General features: G+C 53.6%; 20 protein-coding genes, 1 tRNA gene and 1 pseudogene. 9 read left to right on the top strand and 13 right to left on the bottom strand.

Annotated features, from left to right (window positions below):
• Nucleotides 1–35 precede the first annotated feature (35 nt).
• From TGAM_RS08975 to TGAM_RS08965, 3 genes are read left to right on the top strand one after another with little or no spacing between them, the layout of a single operon-like run.
• Nucleotides 36–437, top strand: a complete 402-nt coding sequence (locus TGAM_RS08975; RefSeq protein ID WP_015859388.1) for a toprim domain-containing protein — start codon at nucleotides 36–38, stop codon at nucleotides 435–437.
• Nucleotides 434–1,786: a DNA primase DnaG gene (gene dnaG / locus TGAM_RS08970; protein WP_015859387.1), complete on the top strand. Its 1,353-nt coding sequence runs from the start codon at nucleotides 434–436 to the stop codon at nucleotides 1,784–1,786. Before TGAM_RS08975 ends, dnaG begins: the two co-directional genes overlap by 4 nt.
• Nucleotides 1,787–1,845: 59 nt before the next feature.
• Nucleotides 1,846–3,561 carry a glutamate--tRNA ligase gene (locus TGAM_RS08965; protein WP_015859386.1) on the top strand — a complete coding sequence of 572 codons (1,716 nt, stop codon included), beginning with the start codon at nucleotides 1,846–1,848 and terminating at the stop codon, nucleotides 3,559–3,561.
• Here the strand turns inward: TGAM_RS08965 and TGAM_RS11175 are convergent.
• The 3 genes and pseudogenes from TGAM_RS11175 to TGAM_RS08950 all read right to left on the bottom strand — a co-directional run bounded on the left by TGAM_RS11175 (nucleotide 3,562) and on the right by TGAM_RS08950 (nucleotide 9,468).
• A pseudogene (locus TGAM_RS11175) lies at nucleotides 3,562–4,817 on the bottom strand (sodium-dependent transporter).
• Between the two features lie 192 nt (nucleotides 4,818–5,009).
• The gene (gene malP, locus TGAM_RS08955; RefSeq protein ID WP_015859383.1) at nucleotides 5,010–7,490 is read right to left on the bottom strand and encodes a maltodextrin phosphorylase; all 2,481 of its coding nucleotides are present in this window, start codon (nucleotides 7,488–7,490) and stop codon (nucleotides 5,010–5,012) included.
• Between the two features lie 100 nt (nucleotides 7,491–7,590).
• A complete protein-coding gene (locus tag TGAM_RS08950; protein WP_015859382.1) occupies nucleotides 7,591–9,468 on the bottom strand; it encodes a phosphoenolpyruvate carboxykinase (GTP) in 1,878 nt (625 codons plus the stop codon).
• 165 nt (nucleotides 9,469–9,633) lie between these two features.
• Here TGAM_RS08950 and TGAM_RS08945 point away from each other — a divergent pair, with 165 nt between their 5' ends.
• A complete protein-coding gene (locus TGAM_RS08945) occupies nucleotides 9,634–10,341 on the top strand; it encodes a phosphohexomutase domain-containing protein (RefSeq protein WP_015859381.1) in 708 nt (235 codons plus the stop codon).
• Between the two features lie 67 nt (nucleotides 10,342–10,408).
• The gene (gene tmk, locus TGAM_RS08940; RefSeq protein WP_015859380.1) at nucleotides 10,409–11,035 is read left to right on the top strand and encodes a dTMP kinase; all 627 of its coding nucleotides are present in this window, start codon (nucleotides 10,409–10,411) and stop codon (nucleotides 11,033–11,035) included.
• Nucleotides 11,036–11,511: 476 nt separating this feature from the next.
• Here the strand turns inward: tmk and TGAM_RS08935 are convergent.
• Nucleotides 11,512–11,599 (bottom strand) — tRNA-Leu (locus tag TGAM_RS08935).
• A 38-nt stretch (nucleotides 11,600–11,637) separates the two neighbouring features.
• Nucleotides 11,638–12,291: a hypothetical protein gene (locus TGAM_RS08930; RefSeq protein ID WP_048811313.1), complete on the bottom strand. Its 654-nt coding sequence runs from the start codon at nucleotides 12,289–12,291 to the stop codon at nucleotides 11,638–11,640.
• A gap of 91 nt (nucleotides 12,292–12,382) precedes the next feature.
• On the opposite strand from TGAM_RS08930, the gene engB reads away from it, so the two are divergent.
• A complete protein-coding gene (gene engB / locus TGAM_RS08925; RefSeq protein ID WP_015859378.1) occupies nucleotides 12,383–12,931 on the top strand; it encodes a GTP-binding protein EngB in 549 nt (182 codons plus the stop codon).
• Here engB and TGAM_RS08920 read toward each other — a convergent pair.
• A complete protein-coding gene (locus TGAM_RS08920; protein ID WP_015859377.1) occupies nucleotides 12,926–13,387 on the bottom strand; it encodes an Lrp/AsnC family transcriptional regulator in 462 nt (153 codons plus the stop codon). The two genes, engB and TGAM_RS08920, sit on opposite strands and share 6 nt — an antisense overlap.
• 127 nt (nucleotides 13,388–13,514) lie before the next feature.
• Between TGAM_RS08920 and TGAM_RS08915 the strand changes: the two genes are divergently transcribed.
• The 3 genes from TGAM_RS08915 to TGAM_RS08905 are packed head-to-tail and all read left to right on the top strand — an operon-like array spanning nucleotide 13,515 to nucleotide 15,868.
• On the top strand, nucleotides 13,515–14,603 hold the full coding sequence (locus tag TGAM_RS08915; protein WP_015859376.1) for a Clp1/GlmU family protein: 1,089 nt from the start codon (nucleotides 13,515–13,517) through the stop codon (nucleotides 14,601–14,603).
• A gap of 44 nt (nucleotides 14,604–14,647) precedes the next feature.
• Nucleotides 14,648–15,478, top strand: a complete 831-nt coding sequence (locus tag TGAM_RS08910) for a geranylgeranylglycerol-phosphate geranylgeranyltransferase (RefSeq protein WP_015859375.1) — start codon at nucleotides 14,648–14,650, stop codon at nucleotides 15,476–15,478.
• A 9-nt stretch (nucleotides 15,479–15,487) separates the two neighbouring features.
• Nucleotides 15,488–15,868 (top strand): hypothetical protein, encoded by a 381-nt coding sequence (locus TGAM_RS08905; RefSeq protein ID WP_015859374.1) that lies wholly within the window; start codon nucleotides 15,488–15,490, stop codon nucleotides 15,866–15,868.
• A 34-nt stretch (nucleotides 15,869–15,902) separates the two neighbouring features.
• On the opposite strand, the gene TGAM_RS08900 is transcribed toward TGAM_RS08905, so the two are convergent.
• From TGAM_RS08900 to TGAM_RS08870, 7 genes are all read right to left on the bottom strand, one after another.
• Complete coding sequence (locus TGAM_RS08900; RefSeq protein WP_015859373.1) at nucleotides 15,903–16,709, bottom strand: OB-fold nucleic acid binding domain-containing protein; 807 nt, start codon at nucleotides 16,707–16,709, stop codon at nucleotides 15,903–15,905.
• Complete coding sequence (locus TGAM_RS08895) at nucleotides 16,706–17,083, bottom strand: Replication factor A complex, RPA14 subunit (protein WP_015859372.1); 378 nt, start codon at nucleotides 17,081–17,083, stop codon at nucleotides 16,706–16,708. Before TGAM_RS08895 ends, TGAM_RS08900 begins: the two co-directional genes overlap by 4 nt.
• A gap of 5 nt (nucleotides 17,084–17,088) precedes the next feature.
• Nucleotides 17,089–18,168, bottom strand: a complete 1,080-nt coding sequence (locus TGAM_RS08890) for an OB-fold nucleic acid binding domain-containing protein (RefSeq protein ID WP_048811312.1) — start codon at nucleotides 18,166–18,168, stop codon at nucleotides 17,089–17,091.
• Nucleotides 18,169–18,283: 115 nt separating this feature from the next.
• Entirely contained in the window at nucleotides 18,284–18,871 is a 588-nt protein-coding gene (gene scpB / locus TGAM_RS08885) for an SMC-Scp complex subunit ScpB (protein WP_015859370.1), read from the bottom strand.
• Nucleotides 18,872–18,920: 49 nt separating this feature from the next.
• The gene (locus TGAM_RS08880; protein WP_238516206.1) at nucleotides 18,921–20,090 is read right to left on the bottom strand and encodes a CGP-CTERM sorting domain-containing protein; all 1,170 of its coding nucleotides are present in this window, start codon (nucleotides 20,088–20,090) and stop codon (nucleotides 18,921–18,923) included.
• A gap of 52 nt (nucleotides 20,091–20,142) precedes the next feature.
• Entirely contained in the window at nucleotides 20,143–21,582 is a 1,440-nt protein-coding gene (locus tag TGAM_RS08875) for a CGP-CTERM sorting domain-containing protein (RefSeq protein WP_015859368.1), read from the bottom strand.
• Between the two features lie 110 nt (nucleotides 21,583–21,692).
• A complete protein-coding gene (locus tag TGAM_RS08870) occupies nucleotides 21,693–22,973 on the bottom strand; it encodes a dicarboxylate/amino acid:cation symporter (protein WP_015859367.1) in 1,281 nt (426 codons plus the stop codon).
• Nucleotides 22,974–23,011: the final 38 nt, after the last annotated feature.

The raw sequence follows: 23,011 nt of genomic DNA, 5'->3' as shown, positions 1-23,011 counted from the left end.
TTTAACTTCACGAAGTATTGGTGAGCGAGGGCGTTATGTACGCCGAAAACTATAAAAGATTCCTGGAGCTTATAGAGAAACTGCGAGAGTTTGAAGGTGCCCTCATCGTGGAGGGCCTGCGAGACGAGGTGGCTCTGAGGAATCTGGGGGTCAGAGCGGAGATAATAAGGCTATCACGCTTACCGCTTGCCGAAATCGCTCTCATCGCCTCACGTTACCGGGAGGTCATGATCCTTACTGACTTCGACAGGAAGGGTGAAGAGCTCGCAAAAAAGCTTGTTTCCTATCTCGAGGGCTACCCGTGTCGGGTGGACGTTGAGACGAGAAGGGAACTCAAGCGCATAGCAAAGAAGGACATCAAAGGCGTTGAGGAGCTTTACGGTCTCTACATGAAGGTCGTCTCCGTTTCTGACCCCCAGTTGGAGGGGTTTCAATGAAGAGGAAGAAGCACGTCCTGCATCAGATTTTGTCCGAAAAGAGGAAGGCAGAAAGAATAAGGGGTGGTAATATGTCAGCCAAGGATGAATTTGGAACGACCAAGTATATTATCTACGCAGAATTTGAGGCGAACGGTGTCGTTGAGAGGCCCGACGTTGTCGGTGCTATTTTTGGACAAACCGAAGGCCTTCTCGGGGATGACCTCGACCTGAGGGAACTCCAGAAGACCGGAAGGATCGGCAGGATTCGCGTTGAGGTTCACACAAAGGCAGGAAAGACCTACGGAACGATAACGGTCCCGTCGAGCCTTGACAGGGTCGAAACTGCGATCCTCGCCGCTGCCCTTGAAACCATCGACCGCGTGGGCCCGGCCGAGGCCCACATAAAGGTTCTCCGCATCGAGGACGTCAGGGCAACCAAGAGGAAGTACATCATCGAGAGGGCCAAGGAGATACTCGAAACCCTCATGGAGGAGGAGATTCCAGAGACCCAGGAGCTCACCGAAGAGGTCAAGAAGGCCGTCCGTGCTAAGGAGCTTATAGAGTATGGCCCTGAGAAGCTTCCAGCTGGTCCGCACGTCCCGTTCTCCGACTCGATCATCGTCGTCGAGGGCAGAGCGGATGTTCTCAACCTTCTCAAGCACGGCATAAAGAACGCGATAGCCGTTGAAGGCACATCCATTCCGGAAACAATAATCAAGCTCAGCAAGGAGAGAATAGTTACCGCCTTCACCGACGGCGACCGGGGTGGAGAGCTCATCCTCAAGGAGCTCCTCCAGGTGGCAGATGTGGACTATGTTGCCCGCGCCCCGGAGGGCAAGGAGGTTGAAGAGCTCACCAAGAAGGAGATAGTCAAGGCCCTGAGGAGCAAGATCCCGGCCGAGCAAGTCATAACGGAGATGTTCCACAAGGGCAAGAACTTCTACGAGATTCTCAAAGAAAAAGAAAGAACTGCGCCCTCCAAGGAGGTCAAGCCCGCTCCAAAGCACGAGCCAAAGCCCCAGCCCGTGGAGCAGAAGCCGAGGGAAGAGAAAATAATCCGGCCCATCCAGCAGGCAAAGAGCCCGGAGATAGAAAAGTTCGAGAAGTTCATAGAGCGCGTTAAGAAGGAGCAGACGGCCATACTCCTTGACGAGAACATGAACGTCATCGCCGAGATTCCTGTTAGGGATCTGCTCACGACGATCTCTACCAGGGATAACATTTACGCCATAGTCTTCAACGGGATAATCACTCAGAGGCTCATAGACATAGTCAGCGAGAACAACGTCCGCTACCTCGTCGGGGCGAGGAAGGCCAACGTCGTCAGAAGGCCGGTGAACCTCAAGATACTGACCTTTGCCGAGTGATCCTTTCCTTAACTTTAACCTTTATAACCTCCCCGCCTCTTCTTTTTCCGGTGATGTGAATGGTAGAGCGGCTGATCTGGAAGTACGCGCTCATCAACGCCTACACCCACAAGGGTAAGGCAAACCCAAAGGCGGTCATAGGTAAGGTTCTCGGCGAGAACCCGGAGCTGAGGCCGAGGGCAAAGGAGATAATCCCGCTCGTGAACGAGATAGTTGAGAAGGTAAACGCCCTCTCCCTTGAGGAGCAGGAGGCGAAGCTGAGGGAGATTTACCCCGAATTCTTTGAGGAGAAGAAGGCCAAGAAGGAAGAGAAGAAGGGCCTTCCCCCGCTTCCCAGGGCGGAGAAGGGAAAGGTCGTCACCCGCTTTGCCCCTAACCCCGACGGTGCCTTCCACCTTGGAAACGCGAGGGCCGCTATTCTGAGCCACGAGTACGCGAGGATGTACGACGGCAAGTTCATACTCCGCTTTGACGACACCGACCCCAAGGTAAAACGGCCGGAGCCGATTTTCTACGAGTGGATTAAGGAGGACCTTGAGTGGCTCGGCTTCAAGATTGACGAGATACACATAGCGAGCGACAGGCTTGAGATATACTACGACTACGCTGAAAAGTTGATAAAGATGGGCAAGGCCTACGTCTGTACCTGCCCGCCTGAGAAGTTCCGCGAGTTAAGGGACAAGGGAATAGCCTGCCCGCACAGGGACGAGCCGGTTGAGGTTCAGCTCGAACGCTGGAGGAAGATGCTGAACGGAGAGTACAAGGAGGGTGAAGCTGTCGTCAGAATAAAGACCGACCTAAAACACCCCAATCCCGCTGTCAGGGACTGGCCCGCTCTGAGAATCATAGACAACCCCAACCACCCGAGGACTGGCAACAAGTACCGCGTCTGGCCCCTCTACAACTTCGCATCTGCCATAGACGACCACGAGCTCGGCGTCACTCACATCTTCCGCGGACAGGAGCACGCCGAGAACGAGACGAGGCAGAGGTACGTTTATGAGTATCTCGGCTGGGAGTACCCGGTTACGGTTCATCACGGCAGGCTGAGCATCGAGGGGGTTATCCTAAGCAAGTCCAAGACGAGGAAGGGAATAGAGGAGGGCAAGTACCTCGGCTGGGACGACCCGAGGCTCGGAACGATTAGGGCCCTGAGGAGGCGTGGAATAAGGCCCGAGGCGATAAGGGAGCTAATCATCGAGGTCGGTCTGAAGAGAAGTGACACCACAGTTAGCTGGGACAACCTCGCTGCCATAAACAGACGCATAATAGAGCCGATAGCGAACCGCTACTTCTTCGTCGCTGACCCGGTTCCGATGTACATAGAGGGGGCCAAGGAGTTCGTTGCCGAGATTCCGCTCCATCCAGACCATCCGGAGAGGGGCGTTAGGAGGCTCAAGTTCGTCCCAGGAAAGCCTGTCTACGTCTCCAGGGACGACATGGAGCTCTTCAAGCCGGGGAACTTCGTCCGCCTGAAGGACCTCTTCAACGTCGAAATCCTTGAGGTGGGCGAGGACGGTATTAAGGCGAGGTTCCACAGTGTTGACTACGAAACTGCCAAGAAAAACAGGTGGAGGATGGTTCACTGGGTCACTGAGGGCAAGCCCTGCGAGGTCTGGGTTCCGGAGGGGGACGAGCTAATCATCAGAAAGGGGCTCCTTGAAAGCGATGCCGACGTTAAGGTTGATGACATCGTCCAGTTCGAGCGCTTCGGCTTCGTGAGAATAGATGAGGTAAAAGATGGAAAGGTCCGGGCGATCTTTGCCCACAAGTGATCACTCCGGTCCCTGCGGGACTATCTTTTCTCCCATTATTCCGAGCAGACCGATGAACAGTGCGAGCACTACTGACGCATAGTAAATGCCACCGAGCTTTATGTCGTGGTGCACCTGCGCTATGAACCCCGCAATGAAGAGTGTCACGGATACCACGAGAACGGCTAGGTCAATTGCGCCGGGTTTTTCCTTGCCGATCACTATCGGATACGCTTCGAAGATAGACGTGAGCAGGAGGGACGTTGTAACGGCCTTGAGGAACATATCGGCAATGTTGGGCGGGGAGTCGAGGATTCCCAGGACAGTAACTATGCCCATGAAGTAGAGTGCCGCCTTTGACCTGCCGAACTTCATAAGCGATTCCGTTATCTGCACCCCGATCTCGGCCGCGGGTAGGAGGCTGGTTAGTCCGGCCATGAATATGGTCAGGCCCAGAAAAGCAAGCAACATCGGGTGGTTTGAGAGTATTTCGGGCAGGTCCCCCATAAGGGTTATTGCCTGCTCTTCTCCCCCGTTGGCGTAGATAAGGAACTCCTCAGGCCTGTACGGTGTAACCCCGTAGATAACGGCAAGGGTTGAGAGGAGGCCTATTATGAACTGGATGAAGACACCGGTTCCAATAATGAGCTTGGGGTTGAAGCGCTCATTGATGAAACTACCGAGCATTAGATAGAATCCAAAACCCAAGCCGACGCCGTAAAGGGCGCGCTCAGCGGCCGCACGAAGCATCTCAAGGGAGATCGGTTTTCTGGCAGTGAGCATGTTCTTGGCTATGCTCAGAAACATTGCGTTCTCGGGAACCTGGGTTTGAGGAGAAGTACCAGAATGGGAACGAGGATCACGAGGATAAAAGCTCCTATGGCCATTATTGTGAATGTCTTCTCCTTGGCGCGGGTTATGACGACCAAGGTCAAAGCGATCATTATGAGTTTTGCAATGAGCCTACCGACGGCTCCAGTTCCCAAGACCGGCGAGAGGAGCACGAGACCCGTGTTAGCGGTGTAGTAGGAGAGAAACATCACACCGACCGCGAAAATCGCCAGTATCATCCCCGGTTTTCTCGAAACTTTAGTGTACAGTTCCGTGAAATAGTAGCCAGATCTCATGACCTTCTCCGCCTCGAGGATTGCCAGATAAGTCAGTATGGCCAAGAACACCGCGTGGAGTGCCAGTCCCGTGATGCCATATTTCAGCCACATCTGTGGGAACAGTCCTATCGTCCCTATTCCAGTCGCGAAACCTGCTACCAGCACCATCAGGTACAGGGTCCACTTTTTAATTTGATCCATCAGGACACCCCCTGGAAATTTCTCAAACTTATGGGTCATCTGAACTTAAAATCCTTGCCTTTCCTATCGCATAAATTGAACAGCACAATGAAACAGTTTGTAACAAAGCAATGCCCACAAAGCGGATAAAAAGGTAAAATAGTAACCCAGGTGACTTCCTCAATCAAGGCCTCTCCACTTCACGAGGCCAAGCAGGAACCTGTGGGGCAACTTCTCGTGGTGGGGGTGCACGCGGATGGCGTAGTGCCAGCAGGGATCCCCGAGGTGCCTCAGGGCACTTCCCTCGTAGGTGTAGACCCACTCATCACCCTCTCTCGTTGGATGCCTCAGCTCAACGATGTGGGGCTTTTCGATCTCATAACCCCTAGCCCTGACTCCATAGTAGAGCTCGACCTTCACATCCTCGGGGGAGAGGCCGTCGAGGTAAACCCTGACCCTCAAGTTGTCCCCCTCCACACTTGCGTCCCTTATTTCAACGTTGTCCCATGCCTTCATCACTCGTTCCTTCCACGCGGCTATTTCTCTGGCGCCTCTGTAGTTGTCCCTTGTGAGCCATATGTAGTTGCTCATGGCCTTGGAGTAAAAGCGGTCCATGTACTCCTTCACCATCCTGTGGGTGCTGAAGCGGGGGGCTATGCTCTTTATGCTCTCCTTCATCATGTAGATCCACCTGGAACGGTTGGAGTAGTAGGTTGGTATTACCTCATCCTCAAGGATGCGGTAGAGGCTTTCGGCGTCCTTTGGGTCGTCTTCCTCGGTTTCTGGCTCAGTGCTTTCCTCACCGATGACCCAGCCGTTCTTTCCGTTGTAGCCTTCAACCCACCAGCCGTCGTAGATGCTCAGGTTCAGAACACCGTTAAGACCGGCCTTCATTCCGCTCGTTCCGCTGGCTTCTAGGGGCCTGCGCGGGTTGTTAAGCCAGACGTCAACGCCGGCGACCATGAGCCTCGCGCTACCCATGTCGTAGTTCTCAATAATGAAGATCTTCCCCCGAAATTCTGGCATTTTACTGACCTCGTAAACCCTCCGGAGAAAGGCCTTACCGCCCTCATCCATTGGGTGGGCCTTTCCGCCGAAGACTATGTAGACCGGCCTCTCCGGATCGTTGAGTATGCGCTTCAGCCTCTCAAGATCACTGAGTATCAGGGTGGCGCGTTTATAAGTGGCGAAGCGCCTCGCGAAACCTATTATCAGGGCGTTCTCGTCCATAGCCGGTATTGGGTCATCTATGCCGAGCCGCTGGTTCCTTTCGATCGCTTTTCTCCTGAGTAGCTCGATGAACTGCCTCTTGGCCTCAAGGTGGGCTTCCCAGAGCTCTTCATCTGGTATTCTTTCAACCGCGTACCATATTCCCTCAATGTTCGTGTGTTCGCGCCAGACCTTGCCGATGTAGCGGTCAAAGAGCTTCCTCATCTCGTTATGTACCCATGTCATGGTGTGAACTCCGTTGGTTATGCCCTCGATCGGTATCTCGTTGAGCGGAACCCCCGGCCAGAGCCCCTGCCACATCCTCTTGCTGACCTCCGCATGCAGCTTGCTGACGCCGTTCACGTAGCTCGACGTTCTTATTGCGAGGAGGGTCATGTTGAGATGATCCCCTTCTCTACCGAGTTCGAGGAGTTCTTCTCTACCTTCAAGGAACCTGGCGAGCCGTTTTCGGACCTCTTCAATCGGGAATTTGTCGTGGCCTGCAGGGACGGGCGTGTGGGTTGTGAAGACCGTCGTCCCCCTGACGACGCTCAGCGCCTCGGTGAAGGTGAGGCCCTCATCCATAAGCCATGCAATCCTCTGGAGGTTCGCGAAGGCAGGATGTCCCTCGTTGAGGTGGACGACACCAGGCTCTATTCCCAATGCTCTCAGGAGCCTCATCCCGCCGATGCCGAGGAGTATCTCCTGCTTTATCCTCTTGTCCATCTCGGCGTTGTAGAGATAATCGCATATCGTCCTGTCGTCCGGGCTGTTCTCGGGAACGTCCGTGTCGAGGAGGTAAATCTTCACCCTGCCGACCCGAACCTCAAAGGCCCTTGCGTAAACTGTTCTATCTTCTAAGGGGACCTCTATGAGGAGCCTTTCGCCGTTCCTGTCAAGGACTGGCTTGATCGGCATCTCCTCCGGCCTGTACTCCGGAAAGACTTCGATCTGGTTGCCGTTCTCGTCTATCTCCTGCCTAAAGTAGCCGTGCTTGTAGAGAAGGCCTACGGCTATGAAGGGCAACCCAAGGTCGCTGGCCGTTTTTACGTGGTCTCCAGCTAAGATTCCGAGGCCGCCGGAATAGATCGGAAGGCTCTTGCTTATGCCGTACTCCATACAGAGGTAGACGATCGGCTTGTCCCACTTGGGGTAGTTCGTCGAGAACCAAGTCGAGCTGGGGTTCATGTAGGCCTGAAACTGATCAATAACGAGCTCGTAGAGGTTCATGAAGTCATCATCCTTCACGAGCTCCCTGAATCGCTCTTCTGGAGTGTCAAAAAGCAGTTTAACAGGGTTCTTATAACTCCGCCAGTGCTCCGGGTCTATGTACTCCCAGAGCTTGGTGGCCCTTCTGTTCCAGCTCCACCAGTAGTTATAGGCAAGATCGACGAGTTCTCCGAGCGGGTATGGGAGTTTTTCCCTTATTGCATCCTCAACGCTATAGGTCATGGCAACCACCGTGTATCATCCTTAGTGATACTAAGCTGTCCCGACCTTTAAAACCCTGCCGCTCGGCAGATGACGAAAATAAATTAGGAGAAAAGAGAACTCAGTCGCTTTCAAATGCGAACGGGCTGATGTAGTCCCCGTACTTCTCTCTGGCCTCGAGGAGCCTCCTGCGCTCTTCCTCAAGAACCTGGAAGAGCTCCTCTGGAACTTCCTTCACTTTCTCGCGGTAGATTTTCTCTATGCGCTCAATCTTCGCGAGGAGTTCTGGAACCCTTATCGTGAACTGCTTCTCGTAGTCTTCTCTGCTGTACTCCTTGTTGAGAACCTCCTTGAAGAGCCTTGCCAAATCCTCGTACTTCGGAATGTAGCCTATCGGCGTCTCGATGGCATCGACGTCGCCGTGAACGCGAAGCTCCATCCACTTGAGCCATACCGCTTTATCGAGCTTGTGGTTGAGCCACTTGCCGTTCTCGTCGCGGAGGAAGTAGTTGACGGCGAATATCTTCGGCGTTTTCCTCAGCTTCTCGCCGAACCTCAGGTAGTTCTCGATGTACTCACCGAGCGGGACGCTCATAAAGTCGAGTATGGCCATCGGGTTGAAGGCCCTAACGCCTTCCTTTCCGAGGGTCGCCGCCGTCGTCTCGCTCTCAAGCGAGGCGCCCATCGTTATAACACCGTGCTTCCAGTCAAAGGCTTCCCTCACCGGGGGCCAGGTGTCCTTATCCCTGCCACCGAAAATCATTCCGCCGACTTCCACACCGCACGGGTTCTCGAGGGCTTCCAAATCCACGTTCGGGAAGTGCTCAAGCGAAACCGTGAAGCGCGCGTTCTTGTGACTCGGCGGTATCTCGTTTCCTTCTTTGTCCTTCTTCCCGCGCCACCACTTTCCGCTGTGGTTTTCTCCTTCGTCAGGAATCTCGATGCCCATCTCGTTCCAGTAGGGCTTTCCGTCCTTGACGAGGACGTTGGAGAAGATTATCTCGACCGGAGAGTGGAGGACCTTCCAGATTATCGGGTCGTCCTCTGGATTAACGCCCTGGATTATGCCAAAAACACCTTTCTCGACGTTGGCACCACGCGCTACGCCGTTGACCGGAAGGATAAACGTGAGGTCGTCTCCGACTATGTTCTCCCAGGGAATCATGGCGGTGGAAGTTTTTCCGCACATGCTTGGATATGCACCTGTGAAGTAGGTCTTCCTGCCGTTCGGACCGTTGACCCTCATCAGGAACATGTGCTCGCTGAGCCAGCCCTCTTTAACTGCCTTCTGGATGGTGAGCCTGAAGGCGAGCTTCTTCAGGCCGATGGTGTTGCCACCGTACTGGGTGTTGACGGAGTAAACGGTGTCGTCCACAAGGTCGATGTAAATCCTCCTCTTGTCGAGGTTCTTGCTGGTCTTTCTCTCGTCGAGCTCTCCGGCGCTGTGGACGAAGCGGAAGAACTTCGCGTTCCTTCCGAGGCGTTTGAACTCCTCGTAGCCCTTTCTGTAGAGTATGAACTCGGAATGGGCTACGTAGGCCGAGTCGGTGAGCTGGACGGCTGGAATCGTGAATATCGAGTTCTTCGGCCCGAGAACGAAGAAGCAGATGAACAGCTCCTTGCCCTTCATGACACCCTTCATGAGCTCCTTAATCTCCTTCAGCCCCTCGTCGCGGTCCTTGGTGTTGAGGAAGGGAATCTCCTTTCCGCCGGGGACGAGGAGCTTGGTGTTGGCCTTGTCCCTCGCCTGGTCGTAGTAGTTGTCGTAGTGGACGGTGTGGTTTGGCGTTTCGAGCATCTTCTCCTCGCCGTAGTAGAGGGCCTTCCAGCGGACGTACTGCTCGTCCTCTTCGCTGTCGGTGCAGACGAAAACCTTGCCCGGCTCGAGCCACTCAATCCACTCCGCCAAAAAAGCGTGAAGCTCGGGGTTGTCGATTGCCTTAACCTTCTCAAACTGCTCCTCTGGAAGGAGTTCCCTAAGCTTTTCAAGGGCGTCCATTTTTGTCGCCTCCTTCACCCACTTGACCAGTGTATTAAAATAGTTTGCCGGCGAGGTTAAGTACTCCGAAGAATATTTAAGGACATCAACCAACAGGTTTTACTGTATTGGCCTGGGAAAACCTTGAAAAGCTGTAACACTCACAGTGATACAGGAGGTGGTGTCATGGAGCTTTATTATTCCGAAAAGTTCAATCCAGAGGAGCTGGCTCTTCTAGGGAGGGCCATCGGAACCGTCGCCCACGGGACGACGATAGTGGGGAGAGATGGGAGAGCGCTCTCGAGGTACGGCAAGAGGGCGATGGTGGTTGGCATAGTCAGTACAGGATCGACTATAATGGACGTTCGCCTCATTCCCTTAATAGCGCTCAAGGACTTCGCCCACAAGAAGGGTCTTCCACTGGCCTATGTGTACTACTACGGAGGGGTACGCGTTGAAGTAAGCGGTCTTGACGTCGATGAGATAAAGACCATCCTTGACAGCAGGAGCTTTATTGAGGCCCATCCAAGCGACATCGGGGCGACCGTTTACTATCCCAACGCCCTCGACGACTTTATGAACGATCTGCTCAAGAAGTACAGGTTTAAGATGGAGAAGAGGGTTCTCGTGGACGCCATGAACACACCGGCGGTTCTCTTCTTCCCGAGACTCTCGGAGGCCCTTGGAATGGAGGTTGACATAATAAACGACATGATGACCAGCTACCTGCCTCCAAAACCTAAGGAGGTGTTCCTCCACAAGCTCAGGAAAGAGAACTATGACCTCGGCCTGAGGTTCCGGCCGGATGGTGTAGTTGAGGTGCACGCTAACGGTGAAGAGCTCGAGTTCGGTAGCATGTGGACCCTCCTCGAGCACCTGAAGAAGAACCTTTGAGTTTTTCCTTCATGACAACCATTAAAAACCACACCCCCCACTTACTTCCGTTCTGGAGGTGAAAGCAGTGGGTATATTCGTGGTCATTGAGGGCATCGATGGCGCCGGTAAGTCAACGCAGGCAAAGCTGCTAGCAAAGTGGTTTGAAAAAAAAGGATACGAAGTGATCCTCACCAAAGAGCCTACTGACACAGCCTTTGGTAAGCTGATAAGGAAGCTCGTTCTCACAGGGGGGCGGGAGGGTATAATCGACGGGGCTAGAATAAGCCACGAGGCTGAGGCCCTGCTCTTTGCAGCCGATAGGGCTGAACATGTTCACAAACTGATAAAGCCAGCCTTGGAATCGGGAAAGGTTGTCATCTCGGACAGGTACTTCTACTCATCCCTCGCATACCAGTGGGCTAGGGGGCTCGACCTCCAGTGGCTCATAGATCTGAACAGGTTCGCTGTCAGACCTGATCTCGTGGTTCTGCTAGACCTCCCGGTCAAGGAGAGCATGAGGAGAATAAACGGGAGGAGTATCAAAACAGAGTTTGACAAAATCGTCGAGCTTCAGAAGAGGGTCAGGGAGAACTACCTCAAGCTGGCCGAGATGTTTCCCGAGATAAGGATAGTGAACGCTCAAAACAGCATAGAGGATATCCATCGGGACATAGTGGGTCTCGTCGAGCAGGAAATCCTCTCGGGGATTTAGCCTCTACTCTTTCAAACAAATTTTGGTTTTGTCATGGTGAGCCGCGAAGCTTTAGAAAACTTTCACAAGAGGCGTGGCTCCCCGCTAAAATGCTCTCCCAGGGGCCTTTACCCAAAAACCTGCCTTTCCACATCAATATTGGCGCCCGGCTCTTTCTTGAGTGGATCACTCGCAGGCAAGCTTTTGGGAAAAGTTTGGTCAGAAGTTCGTGATTTCTCTTTTGGGCTCCTTTGTAATAGGATTTCAAAATCAAGCCCGCTATTGAAAGTTTGAATTCACCAAGTTAAGGCTTTTTATGCGCGGGTTCTACCTGAACCGCGCCCCACCAGAGCGCAAAAAAGCTTGAACCCAAGCTAAAAGGTGCTTTTAAATGAATTCGTTCAGTCAAAGGAGCAATTTGGGGGAAATCCACTCAAAAACTACTCTTCAAAAAGGAATCACGAACTTTGATGAAACTTTTGCTTGGCAAAAGTTTCTGGTGCGGGGGCGGGGATTTGAACCCCGGAACCCCTGCGGGACGGGACCCTAAATCCCGCGCCTTTGACCAGGCTCGGCAACCCCCGCCCGAGAGAGGTTCCCCGACCGCTTAAAAAATCTTTCGATCAGAGGAGCCCGGTCTTTTTGAGACCCCTAGCGTTTAGTTCCTCGTCTATGACTCCCCTCACGGTGTTTTCAAGGATCTCCCCCACGAGCTTCTCAAGTAGGTCTTTCATTTGATCTATGTCGTGTCTCAGTCCTTCGAGGAGCTTTATGTACTCCCTCGCCATCTCCAGCTGGCCTTCCTGCCTTATCAGCTGCTCCTTGAGGTGTTCGAAGTCCTCCTTCATGACCTCGCAGCGTCTTATCTCCCTCTGTGCCTCGTCGAGCTGTCTTCTCAACTGGGCGTTCTCCTCTTTGAGGCTCTTGAGAAGAGCTTCCTTCTCCCTGAGCTGACTCATAACTTCCTCGTATTCGCTCTGGAGCTGGTAAAGGCGTTCTATTTCCCTCAGGGGAGGGACTTTCCCGTCGCCGAGAACGATAACGTCTGGCCCAACGTTTACAATGTCAGTCGGCTCTATCCTCACCTTCGTCTCGTTCGTGAACACACCCTGCCCCTTTCCGAGGTTTTCAACGATTTTCATCTTGAGAATGAAGTAGAACTTTGTTCCCTCAACTTCCACGTTTATGTCGGTCACGTAGCCGAGTATCCGTCCGGTGGTAAGTGAAACAACGAACTTGTTTATCAGCTGATTGGCCCGGTCGCCGGAGGGTACCATCATCACCACCGCTTGAATTGGGCTCTAAAGATACTTAACTTTTCCGCAAGGTTTTATTACCCCGGGAACGAGGCCTCGGAGGGGAAGCGAGATGATAATCTTTGTCGGGAGGTCAAACGTTGGTAAAAGTACCCTCATATTCAGGCTCACCGGGAAGAAAGTGAAGAGGGGAAAGAGGCCCGGTGTAACGAGAAAGCCAGTTGAGGTCGTGTGGCGCAACAGGAGGGTCATTGATATGCCCGGTTTCGGTTTTATGAGCGGCCTCCCGCGGCAGGTTCAGGAGAGGATTAAGGACGAGATAGTTCACTTTATAGAGGACAACGCCGATAAAATTGATCTCGCCGTTCTCGTCGTCGATGGTAAGGCCGCACCGGAGATAATAGAACGGTGGGAGAAGAGGGGGGAGATACCTGTAGACGTTGAGTTCTTCCAGTTCCTTCGGGAGCTTGAGATACCGACCATCGTCGCGGTCAACAAGATTGACCGGGTGAAGAACGTCCAGCGGGTAATCCACTACCTGGCTCAGAAGTTTGGCGTTCCCCTCGATGAGGTGCCCGAGACGTTCGTCCCGATCTCGGCCAAGTTCGGAAAGAACATTGAGGAGTTAAAGAGACTCATAGAAAAGAAATTGAGGTCATAGAACTTCGAGAACGACGTGGGTTATCGTCTCCTTTACTCCATCGAGCGACGCTATTTCCTCCAGTACCTCGTCCAGTTTGCTCTTGTCCGCCTCTATTATGAGGTCTATGTCGCCGGTGACGCGATAGATCCTCTTTATCTTGAGCTTCCTCACGTTCTCGTATACCTGTCTCCTCTTGGTTGGCTCTATCCTCACGAATATGAAAACATCGCCCTTCTTCTCCCCGAGGAGCTCAAGGGCCTTCTCCGTGAGGTCTATGAACCCCCTGCCCGTCCTTATGTACCCGAGCTCCTTGAGGACCTTGAGGTGGTTGCTGAGGGCCTGCCTTGTGATGCCGAGTTCTTTCGCCAGTTCGTCCTGCGTTTTCTCGACTGTGTGAACTTCTAGGGGCCTGCCCTCCTCGTAGAGTTTCTTGAGAAGCTTCAGTTGCCTGCTCGTTAGGGAATTCCTTTCCATCTTTCCACCTCCGCCCCGTGAAACTTGACTCAATTAGTGATTTTGGTTTTATTTTGTCAAGCCTAACATTAATTTAAGGGGCAGAGACTTTTATAAGGCTTTCCCACAACTCCAGCGGGGGAAGAGTATGGAAGGTGTGGGCTCAAACAAGGCTATCTACACCACCGACGTGCCAGAAGACAGGGTTGAGCTCGTGGAGATGATAGCTAGCCTTGAAAAGCCCGTTGTCATGTTCATCGGTGACGTGGACAGTGGTAAAACGACTTCCCTAACCTTCGTCGCCAATGAACTCGTGAACCTCGGCTATCGGGTTGGCATAGTCGACAGCGATCTGGGCCAGAAGGGAATACTCCCCCCCGCCACCGTGAGTCTCGGTATAGCGGAGGAGAACTTTCCCAGCCTCTCCGAGATCGAGCCCTATCTGCACTACTTCATAGGAATAACCACGCCCTCCCAGTACATAGGGGAAACGGTCGTTGGTGTGAAGAGGCTCGTCGATGTTGCGAGATCTCTTGCGGACGTGGTTCTCATAGACACAACCGGCTTCGTAACCGGGCCGGGTTTTGAGCTCAAGAGACTCAAGATCGAGGCTGTTCGGCCGGATCTGGCCGTTTTTATCGAATCCACTGGAGAGAGGGAGCGGGCCATTGAAGAGCTCATCGAGGTTTCTTCATCGCTGACCGAGACCGTTCTCCTGAGGAGGAGCGACAAGGTGAAGTCCCACTCTCAGGAGGAGAGACGTGCCATAAGAGAAGCCAAGTGGAGAGCTTATTTCTCCAGCTCATCACCTGTTATTGTGGATCTCTCAACTCTTCGCGTTTCCGGGACCTCAATGTTCTCAGGAAGGCCCCTAACAGGAGAGGAGAAAGAACTCTTCGAGAGGCTCCACGACTGGGTAGTTTTGGCCGGCTGGAAGGGAAAGGAAAGCTACACAGTCGTTAAGGCGGACTCCGGAAGGAGGCCGTACAACAGGTCCGTCATCAAGGCGATTGACTTTGAAACGCTGAGCAACCTGCTGATCGGATTCATTGACGAGCTCGGTTTCTGCCTCGGGCTGGGCATCCTCAAGTGGCCCCGCCTCAGCGAGGGCCTACTCGAAGTTCTCACACCCCTCAGTGAGGATGAACTCTCTCGGGCCGTCGAGGTTCGTTTCGGCCGGATACGGGTCACAGAGTCTGGAGAGGAGCTCGCACTTCTCAGGCGTGAGGAACTTTAGTAAACCTTTTTAAGTCCCCTAAGTAGGTTTGTTAGGTGCGTCTAATGGAGCTGAGGGCCTTCGTGGAAATAACCAGACCCCACAACTGTGCTTTGGCTGGGTTAGTTGGTGTTCTGGGCTCGATGGTAGCGCTCGGCTCCGTCCCGGAGGGGAAAATTCTCATTCTCGTGTTTCTTGTAGTTTCCCTTGGCTGTGCCGGTGGAAACACCATAAACGATTACTTCGACTACGAGATCGACAGGATAAACCGCCCTGAGAGACCGCTCCCCCGGGGTGCTATGGACAGGAGAACGGCCCTCTGGTACTCACTCTTTCTCTTTGCCGTTGGGCTTGCCTTGGCGCTGCTGATTTCTCTCAAGGCCTTCGCCTTTGCGCTCCTCGCGTACATCACAATGTTCCTCTACGCCTGGAAGCTCAAGCCCCTTCCCTTCATAGGAAACATAGCCGTCGCCGCTTTGACCGGGGTGACTCCCCTCTACGGTGCAATCGCCGTTGGGAAGATTGGCCTTGCCGGAACGCTGGCAGTGTGTGCCTTTCTCGTTAACGTTGCAAGGGAGATAGTCAAGGACATAGAGGACGTTGAGGGCGACCTCAAAAAGGGAGCTAAAACGTTGCCCATAATCCTCGGCCGCAGGAAAGCCGCTTACGTGGCGGCGTTTTTCGGAGTCGCGACGGTGATAGCTTCTTTCCTCCCGGTCAAGGCCGGTGTCGGTGTTGGCTACTATGCGATGGTTCCCGTCGATCTGATAATCCTCTACGCCGTTTACCTGATCCTCAGAAATCAGGATGAGAAGACCGCCCACAGGTCACAGCTACTGCTCAAGGCGAGCATTTTCCTTGCGGTTTTCGCATTCCTGATAGCCGCTTTGATGTGAGGTGATATTATGGAGTTTAAGGACGAGATAATTAGAAAGCTTGATGAAGACGGCCTCTGGACGGTCGTCACCTTTAAAACGCCCTATGGGCCCGGAGAGACCATGAAAAAGCTGGCCGAAGTCATCAGGAGCGCCGGATGGAAGATAACCTTCAAGGCAAACTGGTGGACAGCGGACATACCCTACGGACTAGTCAGAATAGATGCGGTCAAGGAAGGGAGGGAGAAGATAATCCTCGGCAAGTGGGTTCTTGGAAAGGAGTGCAAGCTCATAAAGATCGAGAACATGGGGCTTGAGAAGGGCAGAGACGAGTTCTTCCGGATGGTGAACAGCATAACCTCAACGCTGATTCACGATCCCGTCATAAGGACGATGCGCGAGCAGTATTGATCAAGAAAGGAAAAAAGCCAAGATTCGGCCGGGGTCAGAGGGGTTCGTAGTAGCCGGTCTCCGGCTCGTATATTTCCCCTTCCGCAAGGAGCCTGGTTATTGCCTCCTCGACCGTTTCCTCCTCGAACTCCTTGGAGAGCTTCTTCACTATGAACTTGTGTGAGAGGGGCTTTCCTTTCTCCCTGAGGAGCTTCATAACGGCCTCTTTGGCCTTTTCAAGCTCGGGATTCTCTGCAGGTTTCTCCTCTTCCTCGACTTCCTCAAAGAGTTCCTCCTCGAGCTCCATGCTCCTCTGTTCGAGCATGAGCGTGTACAGCTCGTCGATCGTCATGAGGAGGTCCTCGCTTACCCCCTTGTTCTTTGCTATGACCTTGGCCTTGGCCGTTATGCCGTAGCGGTCGTAGATGTCGAAGGCTATCCGGGCTTTGCGAACGTGCTCCGCTTTCTCCTTGAGGGTCTCGAAGCGGTGGAGCACCATCATGTTCGGGTGCACCTTGGCGACGCCTTCGACGAGTATCTGCTTGTCGTCGCGCCACTCAGCAACTTTCCCGATGACCTGAACGAGATCGCCCTTCTTGACGAGCTTTACAAAGCGAGTGTTGTCCCTGAAGGCGAGAACCCATATCGTTCCAGTCCCGTCGTCGATCTGGAACTTGCCATAGGTTTCGTCGTCGCTCAGGAAGGGCTCCCTCACGACGGTGGCGACCACCTTGACGCGGTAGACCTTTCTGGCGTCCTTGGTGATGAGGTAGTTGGGCTCGAGGTCACCGTCGCTCTTGACGTAGTAGCCTTCGATGACGTCCTTGAGGTAGACCCTGCTCGCGGGAAGTCTCTTCTTCATTCCTCCTCACCCCCGAAGAAGCTGGCCATCTCCTCTATCCTGGGGAGGTACTTCCTCTCAAGCTCCCTTATCTCTTCGAGTGCCTCGAGATCGACGCCTGTGAAGTCCTGAATTACCTCACCGTAGATGTGGACGCTCTCGTCCCTGATTACCCTGCCTATGACCCTGACGAGCTGGCCGTTCTCCGGCAGGACGTTGTCCTCGCTTTCGATGAGTATGACGCCCGTTCCGTCGTCGAGCCAGAAGGTGTAGTCCATCCTGTCCACCTTGAAGGCCTTTCCGATGAGCGAGACTCTCGTATCGTCCTCGCGTATCTCGGCTATCTTCCTCTCAACGGCGGGTTTCCTCCTCCTGAAACGGGTTTCGGCTTCCATCTACCTCACCTCTCGCTACCTTCGAGCATTTTGAGGGCCTCCCTCAGCTGGGCCCGCTCCATCGCTATCTCGCGCTTGAAGTCGAGATCGTCCCACGTGAATGCCTTGAGCATCAGTCCGAAGAACTTGTCGTCGATGACGTTGCCCCTCACCACTATCTCCCTTCCGAGTATTGTGTAGAACTTCTCCTCCGCCAGCTTCCTTGCGGCTTCCTTTGGTGTAGCCCCCGCCTCAATGAGCTCCTTCTGCATCTCCTCTATTACCTCTGGATCCTCCCCGAGGAGGTCAGCGGCCTCGTCGCCGAAGAGCGTTATCCTGATGTAGCCACTACCGTCGTCAAGTCCGAAGTCAAGAACGGTCATCTTTACGGGCTCGACTTCTCCATGTTCTATGCACGTCCATGAATCGGTTGCCGGGTCGTAGTCGACCTTCCTCCGGCACTGCGGGCAGGCGTTGTAAACAGTTACCCGGTAGACCCTCGCGATCGTTCCCCTGAGTTCAACGAACCGCTCCCCTCCTTCGAGCTCGGCTATTTTAACGCGTCTGTAGTTGTAGCTTCTGACTTCTTCCAGAGGAGGTATCTCCTCAACCCTTGGATCGTCGCTCGGGTTGATTATGACCCTGCTCCTGAAGTTCACGTGGAGCTCTATACCGTTTCTGCCCTCCCTGACGCTCGGATTTATGACCTTAACGACGTCCCCGACGTTGATCTCGTTGTAGTACTTTCCTACCTGGGAGTCCCACAGAACGAGCCTCGCCTTGCCGGTGGCGTCGTAGATTATCAGGTTGGCAACGACTCCCCTGCTCCCATCCCTTTTAGTATACTCCCTGGGGGGATACTTTCTCAGAACCCTGCCAACTATGTTAACGCCGCTCATCCCGGGAACGAGGTCGGCTATGTGAAGGGCCTCCTCCTCGCCCTCAAGGTTTATGCCGAGCTCCTCCGCGAGGAGCAGTGCAGCGGCATGTTCTCCAATGCCTTCGCGCTTCATTATCTCCTTTATCCTGAGGTTTATCTCCCTCTCGCTCATTCCGGTTCTGGACCGGATGAGCTCAAGGATTGCCTCCTTTGTGAGCACCGCCATAGAACTCACCTAAATGGTAATTAATTGGTTGGGTATTTAAACCTTTCTCTGAGGGTTCCCCGGGTGTAGAGAAGAGCTTTCCTGCCTTCTAAAGGAGAAAGAGATACTGAGAGGCTCAGGAATTCGGAACCTCGGTTTCTTCGTTTTCTTTCTTGCCACCCTCAAGCTTCTCAATGATGTCGGTGTACTCGGCGTGGATGACCTTCTTAAAGGCCTCCTTTATCACGTTTGGATCGTTCTCGGGAAAGCCGTAGAGTTCGGCGAACTTCTGGGTCGTTCCGAGGATTTTAGTCCTCTCGTAGGGCTCGGCGTAGATGAGGCCCATCTCTATCAGCTTCTTTATGTGCTCGTAGGCCTGACTTCCGCGGAGCTTGACTATCTTACTCTGCTCTATCGGCTGGAGGTAAGCTATGAGCGCGAGTGTCTTCAGCTCGCCCGTCCTCAGATCGGGCCTCGGCATAAGGTGGATTACCCGCTGGCTGTACTCCTGCTTGACCTGCATCACGAACTTGTCGCCGAGAACTCTTACAACCTCTATGGCGCTCTTTCTCTCGGCGTACTCGGCTGCTATGAGTTCGATGAGCTTTTCGAGGTAGTCGAGGGATTTTATTCCCAAGGCTTTGGAGAGCTCCTTCAGGCTTAAGGGCCTCCCAGAAACGAAGAGGGCGGCCTCGACGAGGGCCTTGTCTTCGAGCAGTCCCATGATTTTCACCCTGAAAGAATAGGGGAGGGAATAAATAAAGTTTGCTGGCTCAGTGTTTCCTCAGGAGGAGGGGGAAAAGGGCGAAGAGAACTATTGATGCGGGGCCGCACTGGTGTGAATCATCGGCAACCTTCGCCGTCATTGTAGTTGAACTCGTGCTCGTTTCGGATGGAGTTGAACTGAGGGATACGTCCTCAACCCTGAAGGTAACGGGTAGGGATCCCATTTTGAAGTCGAGGTACAGCTTCTTCGCCTCCCCGAGGGCGGCTTTCCTGTCCTTCCCGACCCCGCTGATAGTGAGCCGGGTTGTGCTGTATTTGGTTGGATCAAACCTCAGGACGTAGGGTCCGTAGAGGTGGAGGATCTTCCTGACGAAGTTCTTGATGCCTTCTCCGGTCTGAAGGGTATAGTAAGAAACCTCAATGTTAATCTTCCTGGAGGAGAGGGTTCCTTTGACTTCGGTGTACAGTTTTTGTGGGACGTTGGCGAGGATGATCTTATCCTTGCCCAAGGCTGTGGCGTTATCAACGATCTCCTCCGCACTCTGGTTATGATACTCGATTACCGTAATGTTGAATGCCTCCTTGAGCCTTTCAATGAGCGGTTTTGGAGTTCCAGTGCCCGGTTTAGGTTCCCCCATGAAGTCCTGAGAATTCATCTCCTGGTAAACCCTGGCTGAAACGACGAGAAGCGAATTCACCGGCGGGTCAAGATAAACATCAACCGGCCAGCCGAGCTTACCAGATGCTACCTCCTTGAGCCGCGCCGTGACCTCTGGAGGAACCCTGAAATCAACCCTCCAGCAGTTGGGGCACATTTTTGGTTCAAGTCTGTAATCGGAAACGTTAACGCTTCTCCCCACAACGACGCCGTTGAACTCGATGCGAAGCCTTCCAAAGCTTTCGGCGATCCTTTTGATGCCCTCCACCTCTTCCGGGGTCACGTTCTCTGCCTTTATTCTGATGAGGTAGCCTTCCCCTGTCTCTTCTAGTTCAACCCGGAAATCGGAAATCTCCGTCAGGTTGATGCGCTCCCTCAACAGAGAGACGGCCTCTCTGAGGACCTTAATGTCCACGGGCTTTTCAGGTTTTATTGCTAAGCTGGCTTTTCCCGAAGAGTTGACCGCGGTTACGGGGCTTAGAAGGAAAAGACCCGTCAGCAGAACCGCCACTATAAGGGTAACGGTTCTCAACGTACTTCCCTCCGTGATGTATTCCAAACTTCAATTGGTTGTGGACTTTAAAAATTTGTTGAAAAAAGAAGGGATTGGGTCAGTTCCTCCTTCTCCTGAAAAGGAGGGGAACAACTGCTAAAACCGCTATCGCGCCCGGTCCGCAGAGCTTCCAGCCTCCGCTTGATTTGCCGGGCTGGAACTTTATGTCAACTCCGCTGAATTCCTCCAGGAGGTGCTGCACGTCCTCGTCGGAGGCACCGTAATAGATGTAGGTGTTCGCCTTCAGCAGAAGTCTGTTTCCTTCGAGCTTGACATCCAGTTTGAAGATGTTTCCGTGTACCTCCTTGGTTGTTGAGTTCGGGTACGAGACGAACTTCCATCCGTCGGGGAGCTTAACCTCCGCGTAGAAAGAGTAGTTGAACTCGGCGTTTGAGCGCAGGTAGACCCTGCTCACGAGTCCCATCGTGGGGTCAAGGTGGAGAACGTAGGTGCCGTTCTCGAACTTGGTGTAGTTGTTGAGGATGAACCTCGCCTCAACGAGGAGCGGTCCGGTTGTGTTCACGTTCTTTACGTTTACCCCGGCCCCCAGAACGTCGGCGCCCATCTGTTTGAACATCTGAACGTAGTTCTTCAGCAGGGCCTGTTCAAAGTTCCTGACCCCATACTGGAGGATCTGGATTTTCTGGGCCAGAACCGCGTTCCTCGGCTCAACGTACTCGTCCTTCATCGTCAGTATAGCGGTGCCGTTCTTGAGGACTTCAATGGTGACGTTCTCCTTGAGAACGCTCTTTGGGTACTCCTCCTGACCTTTGTATGGTGTCTGATAGGTTATGGAAAAGCCCTTGTAGTCGCCGAAGAGCCACTGGTAGCCCTCAGCTTTGAGGTAAGGCTCGACGTCTATCACAGACTCAACGATAACTCTGTTGTCCTTTATCCTGGGTGTGACCTCGAAGGAACTCTGATTGTAAGTCCTCCTGTACCCCAGGGGGTATGAGAGAAGGGTTGCGTTCGGCGGCAGTTCGATAACGAACTTGTTGTGAAGTACCACCCTGTAGGGGTAGCTTACGTCGGGAGATGCGATGTGGGAGTAGCCCCTCGTCGGGTCAATCAGAACCTCCCAGAAGTTACCGTGGGAGTAGTACTTTGCCACACCCTCGGCCTTCGCCCTGAATATCACGGTTATGTTGTTGCCCTCCCCAATGCCCTTGACCTCTATGGTCTGGTTCTCGGTTCTCAGGCCGGACTGGCTCAGACCCTGAATGTAGCTCTGAAGCATCTGTTCGGCGTAGAGTTTTGTAGCGTTCTCAACGCTTCCATTGGTTTGGTTGAGGAGCTTTTCTATGAGCTCGTGTATCTTGTCCTCTGGCCCTTTCCAGACCGTGATGAGCGTTATGTTGGCGTCACCGTTCTTGTCAAGCTGCACATAGAAAGTGTAATCCTGAACGAATGCGGTTTCATCAGTGCCCCCCGCCGAAACCCCCGCGAGAGGAACGAGGAGTATCCCAATCAAAAGAACTCCAAGCAGTCGTCTGTCCATTTCACTACCTCCTTGAGTGGGTCTTTAGGACCTCTAACTACCGTTCAGATGGGGGTATTTAACTTTATCCAAAGAAGAGATTAAGACAAAAGAGAAGAGATTGAGAAGAGCTACCACTTGCTCCCGTCGAGCTCTCCCTCGGTCTTGGCAACTATGGTAGTCCCCGCGAGGTCTCCAGTAACGTTGACCATCGTCCTGCCCATATCGAGTATCGCGTCAATGCCGAGAATCATCGCATAGGCTAGGGCAACCGGACTTCCCGCGGTGAGGTCGAGGCCAACGCTCTGAAGAACCATCGCGAGCATTATCGCGCCCGCCCCTGGAACTCCTGCCGTTCCTATCGAAGCCAGCACGGCGGTGAGGACGACTATCAACTGCTGGCTCAGCGTGAGCGGGTGACCGATGGCGTTGGCAACGAAGAGCACGGTTACGCCCTGGTAGAGGGCAGTTCCGTCCATGTTTATCGTCGCCCCGAGGGGTAGGGTGAAGGAGTAAATTCCCCTGTCAACTCCCATCTCCTCGTCTGCTACGCGCATGGTCACTGGCAGGGTTCCGCTCGAGCTCCTCGTGACGAAAGCGGTAAGCATGGCGTCCTTCGCCTTCTTGATGAACATAATTGGGTCAATTCCGAAGACCTTGAGCAGGATGAAGTATGTTATGACAATCTGCAGGGAGAGACCGAGGTAAACCGCGAATACGACCTTTGCAAGAGGGCCGACGACCTTCAACCCTTCCTTGGCCATGACGTAGGCTATCAGCGCGAAGACACCTATCGGCGCGTACTGCATGACACCGCCGACGATTAGGTACATCGCCTCGGCCAGGCCGTCGAAGACCCTCAGCAGGGTTTCCGCCGACTTTCTAACGCGCTCCCCCTGCCTGTTCATGAGGTAGGTTATCGCTATTCCAAGGACTATGGCGAAGAATATCGTTTGGAGGACCGCACCGTTTGAGAGGGAGGCGAACGGGTTCGTCGGCACTATGTTGAGGAGCGTCTGGACGAGGGAGGGGCTTTTAGCTTCAATCGCCTTGCCCGTTCCCGAGCCGAGGTGGACGTTTGCTCCGACGTTGAAGAGCCTTCCAACTATGAGGCCGAAGAGCACCGCCATAGCGGAGGTAGCGAGGTAATATACGATTATCTTAAGGCCAACGCGACCGAGGCGGGCTGGACTTATGCTCGCCGCACCAACGACAAGCGATGCGAGTATAATCGGCATCACGAGCATCTTCAGCAGTCTGACGAACAGGTCGCCGAATGGCTTGATGTACGTTGCTACAAAGCTCGTCCAGCCGAAGTGGCCCGCTATCAGTCCGAAGACCGCACCCAAAATCAAGCCGTAGAGTATCTTCCAGAGCACCGGATAGTCGAGGTACTTCCTCAGTAGCCCCACCTTTTCACCTCCGACTAAAAATTAATGCCAAACACGAC

Source organism: Thermococcus gammatolerans EJ3, assembly GCF_000022365.1.
GTDB lineage: Archaea > Methanobacteriota_B > Thermococci > Thermococcales > Thermococcaceae > Thermococcus > Thermococcus gammatolerans.
The sequence above is the reverse complement of the archived record's forward strand: the minus strand, read 5'-3'. Positions and strand labels throughout refer to the sequence as shown.

What these genes read in the sequence shown, in the direction of transcription:
- TGAM_RS08975 (WP_015859388.1), top strand. Translation starts at nt 36, where the DNA reads ATGTACGCCGAAAACTATAAAAGATTCCTGGAGCTTATAGAGAAACTG.
- dnaG (WP_015859387.1), top strand. Translation starts at nt 434, where the DNA reads ATGAAGAGGAAGAAGCACGTCCTGCATCAGATTTTGTCCGAAAAGAGG.
- TGAM_RS08965 (WP_015859386.1), top strand. Translation starts at nt 1,846, where the DNA reads ATGGTAGAGCGGCTGATCTGGAAGTACGCGCTCATCAACGCCTACACC.
- malP (WP_015859383.1), bottom strand. Translation starts at nt 7,490, where the DNA reads ATGACCTATAGCGTTGAGGATGCAATAAGGGAAAAACTCCCATACCCG.
- TGAM_RS08950 (WP_015859382.1), bottom strand. Translation starts at nt 9,468, where the DNA reads ATGGACGCCCTTGAAAAGCTTAGGGAACTCCTTCCAGAGGAGCAGTTT.
- TGAM_RS08945 (WP_015859381.1), top strand. Translation starts at nt 9,634, where the DNA reads ATGGAGCTTTATTATTCCGAAAAGTTCAATCCAGAGGAGCTGGCTCTT.
- TGAM_RS08930 (WP_048811313.1), bottom strand. Translation starts at nt 12,291, where the DNA reads ATGGTACCCTCCGGCGACCGGGCCAATCAGCTGATAAACAAGTTCGTT.
- engB (WP_015859378.1), top strand. Translation starts at nt 12,383, where the DNA reads ATGATAATCTTTGTCGGGAGGTCAAACGTTGGTAAAAGTACCCTCATA.
- TGAM_RS08920 (WP_015859377.1), bottom strand. Translation starts at nt 13,387, where the DNA reads ATGGAAAGGAATTCCCTAACGAGCAGGCAACTGAAGCTTCTCAAGAAA.
- TGAM_RS08915 (WP_015859376.1), top strand. Translation starts at nt 13,515, where the DNA reads ATGGAAGGTGTGGGCTCAAACAAGGCTATCTACACCACCGACGTGCCA.
- TGAM_RS08910 (WP_015859375.1), top strand. Translation starts at nt 14,648, where the DNA reads ATGGAGCTGAGGGCCTTCGTGGAAATAACCAGACCCCACAACTGTGCT.
- TGAM_RS08905 (WP_015859374.1), top strand. Translation starts at nt 15,488, where the DNA reads ATGGAGTTTAAGGACGAGATAATTAGAAAGCTTGATGAAGACGGCCTC.
- TGAM_RS08900 (WP_015859373.1), bottom strand. Translation starts at nt 16,709, where the DNA reads ATGAAGAAGAGACTTCCCGCGAGCAGGGTCTACCTCAAGGACGTCATC.
- TGAM_RS08895 (WP_015859372.1), bottom strand. Translation starts at nt 17,083, where the DNA reads ATGGAAGCCGAAACCCGTTTCAGGAGGAGGAAACCCGCCGTTGAGAGG.
- TGAM_RS08890 (WP_048811312.1), bottom strand. Translation starts at nt 18,168, where the DNA reads ATGGCGGTGCTCACAAAGGAGGCAATCCTTGAGCTCATCCGGTCCAGA.
- scpB (WP_015859370.1), bottom strand. Translation starts at nt 18,871, where the DNA reads ATGGGACTGCTCGAAGACAAGGCCCTCGTCGAGGCCGCCCTCTTCGTT.
- TGAM_RS08875 (WP_015859368.1), bottom strand. Translation starts at nt 21,582, where the DNA reads ATGGACAGACGACTGCTTGGAGTTCTTTTGATTGGGATACTCCTCGTT.